Below are 14,188 nucleotides of genomic sequence, written 5' to 3'. Positions count from 1 at the left end.
CATGACACAAGAAAAAAAGAACGGTAATCTCGTCGCAATTATCACGATGTTCTTCATCTTTGCGATGATCTCTTTCGTAACAAACCTCGCTGCTCCATTCGGAACAATCTGGAGAAATGAATATGCGGGTTCGAACACTTTAGGTATGATGGGAAATATGATGAACTTCCTGGCTTACCTGTTTATGGGAATTCCTGCCGGTAACATGCTCGTTAAGATCGGTTACAAGAAGACTGCTTTGATTGCAATGGCAGTAGGTTTCCTCGGTTTGTTCACACAGTATCTTTCCAGCTTATTCGGAGCAGGTGCTGAAGTATTCGCATTCGGTGAGTATGTTATCAAATTAAACTTTGTAATCTATCTGCTTGGTGCATTCATCTGCGGTTTCTGCGTTTGTATGCTTAACACAGTGGTAAACCCGATGTTGAACCTTCTCGGTGGCGGTGGTAACAAAGGTAACCAGCTGATTCAGACAGGTGGAGCTCTTAATTCTTTGTCTGGTACATTGACTCCGCTTTTCGTGGGTGCTTTGATCGGTACTGTTACTTCAAGTACTGCTATGTCTGACGTTGCTCCTCTGCTCTTCGTTGCTATGGGTGTATTCGTTGCTGCATTTATCGTTATCTCATTTGTTGCTATTCCTGAACCACACCTTCAGAAAGGTGGAGTGAAGAAAGAAAAATTCTCTCACAGCCCATGGAGCTTCCGTCACACTTTACTGGGTGTAATCGGTATCTTTATCTATGTAGGTATTGAAATCGGTATCCCGGGTACACTGAACTTCTATCTTGCCGATTCAAGCGATAAAGGTGCCGGTATCATGATGAACGGTGCTGCTATCGGTGGTGCTATCGCTGCTATCTATTGGTTGCTGATGCTTGTGGGACGTACTGCAAGTAGTGCTATCAGTGGTAAGGTTTCCAGCCGTGCACAGTTGATCGTTGTTTCTGCTACTGCTATCATTTTCGTATTGATCGCTATCTTCACTCCGAAAGATGTAACGGTTTCAATGCCGGGTTACACTGTAGGTGAAGGCTTTATGATGGCACAGGTTCCTGTGAGCGCCTTGTTCCTTGTACTTTGTGGTCTTTGTACTTCTGTAATGTGGGGTGGTATCTTCAACCTTGCAGTAGAAGGCTTAGGAAAATATACAGCACAGGCTTCCGGTATCTTTATGATGATGGTTGTTGGTGGTGGTGTATTGCCGTTGATCCAACAAAGTATCTCTGACTCTGTAGGTTATATGGCTAGCTACTGGTTGATTATCGCGGCTTTGGCTTACCTGTTGTTCTACGGCTTGGTAGGTTGCAAGAATGTAAATAAGGATATTCCTGTGGAATAATCACATAGAATAGAATTCAATTTATTCACCTTTAAAATATAAATATCATGGATACAGAATACGTAAGAAGTCGATTCATTAAACACTTTGACGGAACTACTGGATTTTTATATGCTTCTCCGGGCCGTATCAACCTGATCGGCGAACACACTGACTACAACGGCGGATTCGTTTTTCCGGGAGCGGTAGACAAAGGGATGATTGCTGAAATCAAACCTAACGGTACTGACAAAGTAAAGGCTTACTCTATCGACTTGAAGGATTATGTAGAATTTGGTTTGAATGAAGAAGATGCTCCACGCGCCAGCTGGGCAAGATATATTTTCGGTGTATGCCGTGAAATGATTAAACGTGGCGTTGATGTGAAGGGATTCAATACTGCTTTCGCAGGTGATGTGCCTCTGGGTGCAGGTATGTCTTCTTCTGCCGCTTTGGAAAGTACGTATGCTTTCGCACTGAACGAACTGTTCGGTGAAAACAAAATAGATAAATTTGAATTGGCTAAAGTTGGCCAGGCTACAGAACATAATTACTGTGGTGTGAACTGCGGTATTATGGACCAGTTTGCTTCCGTATTCGGTAAAGCTGGTAGCTTGATCCGTCTGGATTGCCGTTCACTGGAGTATCAGTATTTCCCATTCCATCCGGAAGGTTATCGTCTGGTTCTGATGGATTCAGTTGTGAAACACGAATTGGCTTCTTCTGCTTATAACAAGCGTCGCCAAAGCTGTGAAGCTGCTGTTGCCGCTATCCAGAAAAAACATCCGCACGTAGAATTCCTGCGCGACTGTACAATGGCTATGCTAGAAGAAGCGAAAGCTGATATCAGCGCTGAAGACTATATGCGTGCAGAATATGTAATCGAAGAAATCCAACGTGTACTCGATGTTTGCGAGGCATTGGAAAAGGATGATTACGAAACTGTAGGTAAGAAGATGTACGAAACTCATCACGGCATGAGCAAGCTGTACGAAGTAAGCTGCGAAGAACTCGACTTCCTGAATGACTGCGCTAAAGAGTACGGTGTAACCGGTTCACGCGTAATGGGTGGCGGCTTCGGTGGTTGTACAATCAACCTTGTTAAAGATGAGTTGTATGACAACTTCGTTGAAAAAACAAAAGCTGCTTTCAAAGCTAAATTCGGCAGAAGCCCGAAAGTGTATGACGTAGTAATCGGTGACGGTTCTCGTAGACTGGAATAAGAATTTATTCGAAATTAAATAAATAAGAAGGGCGGCTTCCGTGATGGAAGCCGCCCTTACTTTTTACAATTAACAAAAATCTAAAACCTATTGGTCTAATAACATTTAATTAGTTCTACTTATTTCTTCGTGAATTTATATACCGCGAACGTAGTGGGTTCCAGTTCGGTAGTAAACACGTTGCCTTCAATAGATACCGGAGTTTCCTGTGGAACGATGGCAAAAGGTTGCTCAAGTGTATTATCCTTATCCAAATCGAGCGAACGAAGTTTGATACAACGGCCATTAGACAATACATCTTGTTTCTTCAATCCTTCAAAATTCAAGGAAATTGGCTGTATTGTGGCGGAAGTATTGGCAACCTTTACAATCAGTTCATTCTTACCCTTATCGTAAACAGCACTGGCAAAGAGTCCGTTCTGTCCTTCGGCTCCCGTTACATTTTTCTTGTTCATGGTAAGGGGAAGAACATTTGTTCCTTTATTCTGCGCATACAGTTGTTGTACATAATAGCTAGTGGTACGCACAGAGTTCAGGTTATCGAACCAAATCATATCAGGACGCCATTGCCATCCTTCCACATGAGCGAAAAGCGGAGCATAGGTAGCCATGTGAACGATGTCAGCATTACGTTCCAATCCGGTCATAAAAGCAGCCTCTAGCAAAGCAGCATGGTAATGATTCCATTTCTTTCCTTTTCCATGGCAGGCATATTCACCGGCAAATACTTTCGGACCTTTACGGTCGTAGTTGTCATAGCGGGCGCCTTGAGCCAGAAACCAGCTTTCAGGACGATAGAAATGTTCGTCCACCAAATCAACTTTCAGGCGTTTCATTTCAGGCCACAGATAATCAAAATCTTTTCCTTCGGAATTCGGACCGGAACTACCTACTATTTTGATTTCCGGGTGAGCTTTACGAATGGCTTTGATAAACGGTTCGAGACGTTCGGGATATTCTTTCCCCCATTGTTCGTTACCGATACCGATAAACTTCAGGTTAAACGGAGCAGGATGTCCCATATCGGCACGTACTTTTCCCCACGTAGTATTCACGTCTCCATTAGCAAACTCAATCAGGTCGAGTGCATCCTGAATATAGTTATCCAAATCACAAACTGCTACGTGAGCTTTCGGATCATTATTCTGATATTGGCAGGAAAGTCCGCAATTCAGAATCGGCAGAGGTGCCGCACCCATTTCTTCAGACAGCAGGAAATATTCGTAGAATCCCAATCCATAGCTTTGATAATAATCAGGGAAGAATCGGTGAGTAAAAGTATACTGCCAACGATTTTCATTTAAGGGACGGTTTTCTACCGGGCCAACTGATTTTTTCCAGTCGTAACGAGTTTCCAAGTCGGTACCTTCTACGATGCAACCACCGGGAAAGCGGAAGACTCCGGGATGAATATCCGCCAATGCTTGTGCCAGGTCTTTGCGGAGACCGTTTTCATGTCCTTTCCAGGTATCAACCGGGAAAAGGGATACGTGTTCCAGGTCTACGGTTCCTTTGGAAGTAAGGAAAATACGAAGTACGGATTTTGGTTGGGTAATGCCGGGCTTCAGGATGACCTGATACTTTTTCCATTCTTTGGAGTCAATCGTAAGATTCTCCGAGGCAAATGCCTGATGCTCGCCCATGGACTTGGTATCTACCAATTCGATGCGTAATGTTTCTTTCGCGCTTCCTTGTGGCAAACGTGCCCAGACAGAAAAGCGATACTCCTCTCCTTTCTTGACGCCAATACCGAAAAAGCCTTCGTTATCCAGGCCGGTATGTTTGTGTCCGTGTCCCGGATCGGAAAGACGTACATAATGCGGATTACGTTCAAAAGGTCCGTCGTCCATCAGTGTCACTTTGCCATAAGTATTCCATCCCATCAGGTGCTGGGGGAACTCGAATGAGCGGTTCTTTACCAGTTCTGCATATAATCCGCCATCGGCAGCATAATTGATGTCCTCAAAAAAGAGTCCGTACATGGTAGGTTGGATTTCTGCTCCCAACTTCTTCGTCTGAATCACCAGCTCGTTGGTTTGTGCATGAAGTGCCATACCTGTAGATAAGGCCAATACGGCCAATAAATTCGTGTATTTTCTCATGGTTTTCAATATAAAATTATATATGATTATTTAATTCTTTTTCCCCAGACAGAACATCCCCGGCTATCGAGTCCGGTAAAGAGAATGGTTTCCGTTTCATTCTCCCAATCGTGTCCTGCAAAGATAATCAGATTCTCTATTTTCTCCGAATCTGATTTTATCATTAATAGATGCTTTTCAGTCAAAAAAGACCAATTTCCATTCATTGGTACAATTTTCCATCTGTCATCTGTGATCTCTCCCGTACAAGTTCCGTCCTTAGCCAACTTGATTCGGGTGGAAAGATTCCACTCACCGTCTTTCAATTTGCCTTCTCCCCACAGAATTTGACCGGCCTCCAGCTGACGTTCATACTTAGGCTCCTGCACCCGAATCATCTCCCACTCTCCTACCAAATCGACTTCGGTGAATTTACGCGAAGGAGTTCCTGTATATCTTTCGGGAGAAACAACCGGCCATCCGTCCGGTGTAAAGAACAACTGGCGGACGTGTAATACCATCAGTTGATTTTGCGGAGAAAGACGTCCCTGATGTGCCATGAAATAGTTTCCCTGTCCGTCGGTGAATACTCCGCAATGAGCAGTGCCCGCCCAACCGGGATGATTCTCAAAGCGATAGGGAGCAGTCAGTATCGGGAAGTTGTTCGTGGTGTCCTTTTCGGCTTTGCCGAAATAGTCGGTAAACGGTCCCTGGGCAGCATCAGAACGGCTGACACGTACATTATAAGTAGTCATCAACGGGTCGTATGAAGTGAAGAGATAATACTTTTTCAAGTTGGGGTTATAGATGATTTCTGGTGCTTCCAGATTGTCTTTCCGATAGTTGGCACGGCGGGCTACCAGATGTCCCAAGTCGCCTTCATTGAGAGCTAGTCCTGTTTCCGGATTCAGTTCCACGCAGTAGAGTCCACCAAAGAAAGAACCGTAGTGCATCCACCATTTTCCGGTGATTTCATCGGCTATCACACTGGGGTCGATGGCATTCATGACGATAGAATCATTGGTTTTGACGATACTTCCTATTTGTGTCCAAGGACCTTCGGGGGAGTTGGATTCAGCAAGTCCGATATACGAAGTCTTGCGTCCGAAAGCGGAGACACAATAGTAGAGACGGTATTTGTCTTTGTAGGGAATGATATAAGGGGCCCAGATATTGGTTGCTCCTTTTCCATCGGCATGTGTCTGCACCCACTGCACAGCTTCTTCCGGAATTTCGGGAAATGCCCATCCCAGAAACTCCCAGTGTACAAGGTCTTTGGAGCGACGCATCTGAATGTACCCCAAGGGCACACCCTTTTCTTCGGCTTCCTTTCGGTTTTCGCCGAAGATGGCGTCGGTAGAATACATATAGTAATAGTCGCCCAGCTTTCGGCAGGACGGGTCGTGCACGTTGTATGTTCCCCATTGGCGGTAATCTTCCATCTTGGCTACTGACAAATAATTATCATCCCAAGGATTCGCGGATGGGGTCGGGCTAAACACGGCAGAAGTACAGCTTGTCAACAAGCTACCAGCTACAAAAAAAAGGGGCATAAACAAGTTTGTCATAACATTAGTGATTAGTTTGTCAATCATGCCACAAAAATACGCCCCGTTTCCCCCATTGAAGGTGGACATACGAACATGATTGGTGGATAATCCGCTAACCTGCTAAAAAGAAGCTCTTTTCCGCTTTTGCGATTTGAGATTATCTTTTAACTTTGCTACTATTAATACGTACAAATATGAAAAGACACCTACTCACACTCCTTATTATATATAGCGTTTTGTTTTTTGCCGGATGGAAGAGCGTGCATGCACAGGAACGATTCGCAGATCGATACAACATCACTTACGTGACAATGAACGAGGGATTGCCTCATAATTTCATCGACGATTTATATAAAGACAGCCGTGGATTCTTGTGGATTTCCACTGCCGGCGGCGGAGTGTCACGCTACGATGGTTATGAGTTTGTGAATTACAATCCAAACACTCCCAATTGCAAATTAAAGAGTAATTTTATTATCAATGTATGTGAAGATTCAGCTCAACGTCTTTGGATGGTGTCTGAAGGAGGAACGGATATCATTGACCTAACTACCTTGAAACCGACCGTACCGAGGGATGCCAAAGGGGTCTTGAAAAACATATTGAATCAACCGGCTGTACACGTCATGAAAGATTCGAAAGGTTGTATCTGGCTACATTGTGCCAATAAACTCAATCGTATTGTTTTTAATGAAAAAGGAGATGTAGAAACGGTCTCCACTCTCGACCTCGTTGTCCTGAACGGGCCGAATATTGCTCTTCAAGATATTGACGAAGACGGTAAAATTTGGGCAGGAATCAATGGTGAAATACTTAAAGTGGATTGGGACTCACAGGGAAAACTGACAACTACCCCAATCGCCGAATGTCTAAAATTCGAGCCTGGAACTTATATTTCCGATTTTCTTATGAAGGAAAACGAGGTATGGATTTCCACCGACCGGGGACTGTTCCGATATAATAAAAGCGGGAACATCGTCAAACGGTATGAACACGACCCTAACAACCCACGTTCGCTTTCGCAAAATTACTTGACCGACCTGTCTATAACCAATGACAAACAATTGATTATTGCCACCTTGCGCGGTGTAAACATCTATAATCCAATGACGGACGACTTTGAGTGTATCGCATCCGGTGACTTTCAAAATGGAAGTTCCAATCTGCTAAACAGTAATTTTATCAATTGTATACTGTCTGAGGAAGATCATATCTGGTTCGGAACCGAAACCGGTGGTATTAATATGCTAAGTCCACGACGGTTGTCGATACGGAATTATCTACACAACAAGGAAAATCCGTCGAGTTTGTCTTACAATCCGGTGAATGCCATTTACGAAGACAAGTACGGCACTTTATGGGTAGGAACTGTGGAAGGCGGGCTGAACCAGAAAGAGCATGGAAGTGAAAAGTTTACACATTTCACCCGTGACCATGGTGGACTAAGCCATAATTCCGTCAGCGCGTTAACAGCCGATCCGGACGATCATCTCTGGATAGGAACCTGGGGTGGAGGCATCAACCTTCTCGACCTGAAAGCTCCCCAAGAAGTACTGAAGGTCATTTCTTCTCAGACAAGTAGCGGATTTCCAATTGACTTTGTCGGTTCGTTGACATACGACCCTATTAATAAAGGTATATGGATTGGTGCCAATCAAGGGCTTTACTTTTACGAACCGGAAACCGGAACAATCAGTGCTCCTTTGGCAGACAAAGTGGCGGAGAATATTCATGGCTGCATCGGTTCTATTATTGATAAAGAAGGGAAGCTTTGGATTGGATGTCTGGAAGGGGTATATATCATCGACCTTCATTCCCGTTCGGCCGCAGGAGAATTCGAATACAGGCATTTAAACTACAAGCTGAACGATCCCAACTCTCGTCTGATTGAAAAAATCACCTGTTTTTTTGAGACAAAGGACGGCACACTCTGGCTGGGAAGTAGCGGATATGGCATTTACAAACGGACTACCAACGAGCAGGGAAAGGAAATATTTGTATCTTACAGCACTCCTCAAGGATTGCCTAACAGTAGTGTGCGTGGAATATTAGAAGATGGCAACGGGTATCTGTGGATTGGCACAAACAATGGTCTTTCCTGCTATCATCCGGAAGAGAATCGGTTTATCAATTATACTTTGCAGGATGGACTGATTAACACCCAGTTTTACTGGAACGCTTCTTGCCGTTCGACACAAGGTTTACTTTATTTCGGCAGTGTTGGCGGACTGGTAGCTATCGAGAATAATCGTCCGACCATTTCTCTTCCTGCCGCCAAGGTACGTTTCACACGCCTACGGATCGGCAATGAGGAGATATTGCCGGGAAGCGAATATTTGCCGGAAGACATTGCTATCACTACGGAGCTACGTCTGCACGAGAAGGAGAAATCGTTTTCACTGGAGTTTTCAGCGCTCAATTTTAAGCCAAGTAATACGGCAATTTACAGTTACCGGTTGCTCGGATTTGATGATAAATGGATGCAAGTGTCCGGCAACCGCCGTTTTGCCAGTTATACCAATTTGCCTCCGGGCGACTATACACTGCAAGTGAAATATACTCCCGACAGAGAAAATGAAGGAGAAAATGTGACTGAACTGAAAATTACAATTGTTCCATACTTTTACAAAAAAGTTTGGTTCATTCTACTGATTATCATCCTCGCGCTAGTAAGCGTATGGCAATTCTACCAATGGAGAATCCGCACGCTGAAACGACAGAAGGAATATCTGCATCGCACGGTGGAAGAACGCACACACGAGCTGGAACAGCAGAAGCATCTGCTGGAAAATCAGACGGAAGAACTTTCACGCCAGAACCAGATGCTGACCCAGCAGAATGAGAAGATTACGAAACAAAAAGCGCAGTTGATCCGAATGTCGCATAAAGTACAGGAGCTTACGCTTGATAAGATCTCGTTTTTTACCAATATCACACATGAATTCCGTACGCCGATTACGTTGATTATCGGGCCTATCGAGCGGGCATTGAAGTTGAGTTATAATCCGCAGGTGATCGAACAACTTCATTTCGTTGAGCGCAATTCGAAGTATCTGTTGTCATTGGTCAATCAGTTGATGGACTTCCGCAAAGTAGAATCCGGCAAGCTGGAGATTGTCAAAACACGGGGAAATTTTCTGAAATTCATTGATTCGCTAATCACTCCTTTCGAGGTGTTTGCGGGAGAAAGGAATATCGTACTGAAAAGGTATTACAGGATGGAAACACCGGAGATTCTGTATGATGAGGAAGCAATGCGTAAAGTGGTGACTAATCTATTGAGTAATGCTATTAAATTTACGCCGAATGGAGGTACTGTTTCCCTGTATATATCTTCCTTATCATCTGGTGAGGGTGGAAAAGAATCTTTGTATATATGTGTCTGCGATACCGGACCGGGCATTCCGGAAGAGGATCTGAACCGGATATTCAATCGTTTTTACCAGTCGCAGAATCAGGTAAAATATCCGGTGTACGGACAGGCGGGAACCGGTATAGGTCTTTACCTCTGCAAACGAATCGTGCAGATGCACGGTGGGGAAATCAAGGTACGCAACAACCGCCTTTCAGGCTGTTCGTTCCGTCTTCTCCTCCCCTTGCAACGGGAAGAAGAAAAGGATGACAAGCTGATAATCATTAATTCTAACGATTCTTCGATTAATGCTACGCCAACTTCCCAAACTCCTAAAGAGAAAGAGACTTTGACGATTCTAGTGGTGGAAGACAATGTGGATATGCGGGGATATATCCGTTCCATCCTCCGTGAACAATATAATGTACTGGAAGCGGCGGATGGAGAAGAGGCGTTGCATATTCTAAACAGCAATCCGGTGGATTTTATCATCAGCGACTTAATGATGCCGGTGATGGACGGTGTCGAACTTTCCCGTCGGGTGAAAGATACTTTCGCCATTTCACACATTCCTTTCCTGATGCTAACTGCCAAGACTTCACAAGAGGCCCGTTTGGAAAGTTATCGTATGGGAGTAGATGAATATTTATTGAAACCTTTTGATGAAACATTGCTATTGACACGCATTCAGAACATCTTGGAAAACCGAAAACGCTATCAGCGCAAATTCACGCTCGACATGGATGTGGATGTGCTGAATATGGAGGAAGAATCGGGTGATAAGAAGTTTATGAATCAGATAATGGAAGTAATCAAAGAGAATTATAAGAATTCTTATTTTGAAGTCAGTGATTTCAGTGAAGCTGTAGGAGTGAGCAAAAGTTTGCTGAATAAGAAACTGCAAAGCCTCATCGGACAATCAGCCGGACAGTTTATCCGAAATTACCGATTGAATATAGCACGCGAACTGATTCTGAAGAATCGGGAAACGAAAAATATGAATATTGCAGAAATAGCTTATGAAGTAGGATTCAACGATCCTAAATACTTCACCAGGTGCTTCACCAAATATTTTAATACGACCCCGAGTTCACTGCTTAATAAGGAAGAATAGTTTTACCTAAAAACAATAATCTCACATAATAAGTTGTATTTTTTACACCTAAAACCTTTTATCCACCTCTAAAACACGTTTGTCCACCCTCATTTACAATCAATGCCATACTTTTGTCATGCAATCGGTGCTCAATCCTTTGGGAGAGCACCATGCATTTAAAGTTTAATCTAATATTAATATTATGAAGAATGACAAGAAAATGGCTGTCGTATCGTGCATAGCTTCGGCTAAATCCAACCTTCCCCCTATTGCACAACAATTTAATCTATCAAATTAACAACCTTAATACTTTTAAAAATGAGGAAACATTTATTTTTTTCCGTAATGCTTAGTATGTGTACCTTTGGCGGCATGGCGGTGTATCCTACACCTGCAATGGCTACCGTGGCACAATCTCCGACTATCAAGGTTCGTGGTCAAGTTATCGACGAACAAGGTGAACCCATGCCAGGGGCTACCATCAAGATTAAAGGTGGACAAGGCGGAACCGTTACCGACTTAGACGGAAACTTCCAACTGGAGGTTCCTGGAAACGCTACCCTTTTGATTAGCTATGTGGGCTTCAAGGAACGTGAAGTGGCTGTTCGCAACCGCGCCATTATTGAAGACATCCAGTTGCAAGCCGATAATAAGATGCTTGAGCAAGTGGTTGTCGTAGGCTACGGTACACAAAAGAAATCCGACTTAACCGGTTCTGTTGCCGTGGTAGATGCGGAAGCCTTGAAACAGACATCAAACTCCAACATCTCCACCATGCTCGAAGGTAAGGTTTCCGGTGTACAGATCACCTCTGACGGACAACCCGGAGCCGATCCTACCGTTCGCATCCGTGGCGTCGGGTCTTTCGGAGACACCTCTCCTCTTTACGTTATCGACGGCGTTCCCATGGGAACTTCCATCCGCGATTTCTCTTCAAACGATATTGAAACCATCCAAGTGCTGAAGGATGCTTCGGCTGCTGCCATCTATGGTTCGCGCGCTGCCAATGGTGTGATTATCATCACCACCAAACGCGGACAAAAAGACCAACCACTGAAAGTGGATTACAATGGTTACTTCGGTGTGGATAATATTCCTAAAGGTGTCTATGATGTAATGAATGCTGACCAGTACAGCCAATACCTCGGTCAGACGGCCGCAAACTCCAACACTCCGTTGCCAACGGGATATAAACTTGACAGCGAAACCGGAAAATACCATTTCCAAGATGACACCAACACCAACTGGTTTGACGAAGTATTCAAAGCGGGTATCCGTCAAAACCACAATGTAAACCTCTCCGGAGGTGGCGCCCATAACACCTATAATATATCATTAGACTATTTCAACCAAAAAGGAACTCTCGAAGGTGCCGGCCCTAACTATGAACGTTACACGGCGCGTGTCAACAACACCATGGAGACCAAATTCATAAAGTTCCAGACCAGTCTTGTTTACTCTCACTCCGACCAAGACAATATGGGCTTGTCGAATGCTTCCGAATACGTTCAAGGTCTGTATGGCGACGTAACCAACGTGCTGCGCGGCACCTTGATGATGCAGCCCACCATCAAGGCATACGATTCTTCTACATGGGTACTTGATAACTTAGTGGGAATCGCCAACAACTTTAATTATGACGCTTACGGCTATGGTGTATACTACGATACCGTGCATGGTGACATCTCCGCTTCCAACCCATTGCTGGTAAATAACCTGCTGCAACGCAACACCCGCGTAGATCGTTTCGTAGGAACCGGATCTGCCGACATGGATATCCTCAAGATGATTGGCGTTGATAACAAAAATCATAAGCTCAACTATAAAGTTAACCTCTCTTACAGCAAAACCCATTGCAAGGACTTTACTTGGATTCCCGCATGGGTGCAGAGTAACCGTGTGTACTTGTCCAAAAGCAACGAACGACTCACCAAGGGGTCGCGCGACTATTCGGATGCTTTGATAGAGAACGTGATTACTTACGATGGCACGATAGGCAAGCACCACATCAACGTATTGGCAGGCCAGACTTACGAAGAAGAAGACACCGACCTGCTGACCGGATGGGGAATCAACTTCACCGAACCGTATTTCCTACAGCTCCAGAATGCTTCCGACACGTATTCTGAAAGCTACGAATACAAACATTCCATCCTTTCTTACATCGGTCGTATTAATTACAATTACGATGACAGATACTTATTCTCGGCAACAGTGCGCCGGGATGGCAGCTCGCGCCTGACCAGAAATATCCGTTGGGGAACTTTCCCCTCCGTCTCTGTGGGTTGGCGCTTCGACAAGGAAAAATTCTTCCCCTTCGACCAGAATGTCGTAAACCTGTTCAAGGTTCGTGCCAGCTATGGTGAACTCGGTAACGAGAATATCGGTGAGTATATGTATCAGGCTGTCATGTCGCGCAACAATATGACTTACAATTTCAACGGTAACGTAGTGACCGGTTCTGCCGTTTCCACTTTCGTGGACAATAACTTGGCATGGGAGAAAAAGAAAACCTACAACGTGGGTATCGACCTCGCCTTGTTCAACAATCGCTTAGAGTTCACAGCCGAATGGTACAAGAACACCAGCGAAGACCTGCTGTATGCTGTCCCTGTTCCCGAACAAGCCGGTGTGTCCAATACCACCGTTACGATGAATGCTGCCTCGATGAACAACTCCGGTTTTGAGTTCTCGGCTACCTACCGTAACCGCGATCGTGACTTCAAGTATGAACTTTCGGCCAACCTAAGCACGTTGCGCAACCGTGTGACTTCGTTAGGCTTTGGTACCGACTCTTACATCTCCGGAGCATATATTACCAATGTAGGTCAAGAAATAGGTCAGTTCTACGGCTGGGCTTATGAGGGTATTGCCCGCACACAGGAAGACCTGGACAACCACGCCACTCAAGAGGGTGCCCAGATTGGCGACTGCCTCTATAAAGACATAAGCGGACCGGACGGTAAACCCGACGGTAAAGTAGACGCCAACGACCAAGTGGTGCTAGGCAGCGGTATGCCTAAGATTCATTTCGGTCTCAATGCCCGTTTTGAGTACAAGCGCTTCGACCTAAGCATTGCTACCTTCGGTGCGCTGAACTATCACGTCAGCGACGACATCTACAACTCGCTTAACTCTTGCTACGGCTGGGGAAACAAAGAGGTGGGTATGCTTGATGCCAACCGCTTTAGCGAAGACGGTAGCACTTATCTTTCCAACGTGCCACGCACTTATGTCACCAACAGCGCCAGCTTGGGTTGGAACGACCTCTTCAGTTCACGCAAGATTCAGAACGCAGCCTACTGGAAGATTGCCAATGTAGAATTGGGCTACAATTTCCCTAACGAGTGGTTCGGAAAATATGTATCAGATGTACGTTTCTACGTGTCAGCACAGAATCTCCACACATTCACCGGGTATCACGGTTATAATGTAGACTATGCGGGAGGAGCTTTCACTCCGGGATACAACTTCTGTTCTTATCCTACTGCACGCACTTTCATGTGTGGCGTTCATTTTACATTTTAATCGTTACTATCTAGTACCTAAATACTAAAAACATATT

General features: G+C 44.7%; 6 protein-coding genes. 4 read left to right on the top strand and 2 right to left on the bottom strand.

Annotation, left to right across the window (positions count from 1 at the left end):
- The first annotated feature begins 1 nt into the window (after nt 1).
- Together NQ505_RS15125 and galK are read left to right on the top strand one after the other, a co-directional pair.
- Complete coding sequence (locus NQ505_RS15125; protein WP_004297464.1) at nt 2-1,342, top strand: MFS transporter; 1,341 nt, start codon at nt 2-4, stop codon at nt 1,340-1,342.
- A gap of 47 nt (nt 1,343-1,389) precedes the next feature.
- A complete protein-coding gene (gene galK / locus NQ505_RS15120) occupies nt 1,390-2,544 on the top strand; it encodes a galactokinase (protein WP_004297463.1) in 1,155 nt (384 codons plus the stop codon).
- Between the two features lie 119 nt (nt 2,545-2,663).
- Here the strand turns inward: galK and NQ505_RS15115 are convergent, their stop codons facing one another.
- Entirely contained in the window at nt 2,664-4,646 is a 1,983-nt protein-coding gene (locus NQ505_RS15115; protein WP_008999173.1) for an alpha-L-arabinofuranosidase C-terminal domain-containing protein, read from the bottom strand.
- 26 nt (nt 4,647-4,672) lie between these two features.
- Nucleotides 4,673-6,220, bottom strand: coding sequence for an arabinan endo-1,5-alpha-L-arabinosidase (locus NQ505_RS15110; protein WP_032853552.1), 1,548 nt, complete (start codon nt 6,218-6,220; stop codon nt 4,673-4,675).
- Between the two features lie 149 nt (nt 6,221-6,369).
- On the opposite strand from NQ505_RS15110, the gene NQ505_RS15105 reads away from it, so the two are divergent.
- Both NQ505_RS15105 and NQ505_RS15100 read left to right on the top strand, forming a co-directional pair.
- Complete coding sequence (locus NQ505_RS15105) at nt 6,370-10,641, top strand: two-component regulator propeller domain-containing protein (protein ID WP_008999171.1); 4,272 nt, start codon at nt 6,370-6,372, stop codon at nt 10,639-10,641.
- Nucleotides 10,642-10,941: 300 nt separating this feature from the next.
- Complete coding sequence (locus tag NQ505_RS15100; protein ID WP_008999170.1) at nt 10,942-14,151, top strand: SusC/RagA family TonB-linked outer membrane protein; 3,210 nt, start codon at nt 10,942-10,944, stop codon at nt 14,149-14,151.
- Nucleotides 14,152-14,188 lie beyond the last annotated feature (37 nt).

It is taken from the genome of Bacteroides sp. D2 (genome assembly GCF_025147085.1).
Classification (GTDB): Bacteria; Bacteroidota; Bacteroidia; order Bacteroidales; family Bacteroidaceae; genus Bacteroides.
Note: the sequence above shows the minus strand (reverse complement) of the source record. Positions and strands in the feature narration are given on the sequence as shown.

Bases quoted from the DNA above. Each gene is read 5' to 3' on its own strand.
- NQ505_RS15100 (WP_008999170.1), top strand. From the start codon at position 10,942: ATGAGGAAACATTTATTTTTTTCCGTAATGCTTAGTATGTGTACCTTT.
- NQ505_RS15105 (WP_008999171.1), top strand. From the start codon at position 6,370: ATGAAAAGACACCTACTCACACTCCTTATTATATATAGCGTTTTGTTT.
- NQ505_RS15110 (WP_032853552.1), bottom strand. From the start codon at position 6,220: ATGATTGACAAACTAATCACTAATGTTATGACAAACTTGTTTATGCCC.
- NQ505_RS15115 (WP_008999173.1), bottom strand. From the start codon at position 4,646: ATGAGAAAATACACGAATTTATTGGCCGTATTGGCCTTATCTACAGGT.
- NQ505_RS15125 (WP_004297464.1), top strand. From the start codon at position 2: ATGACACAAGAAAAAAAGAACGGTAATCTCGTCGCAATTATCACGATG.
- galK (WP_004297463.1), top strand. From the start codon at position 1,390: ATGGATACAGAATACGTAAGAAGTCGATTCATTAAACACTTTGACGGA.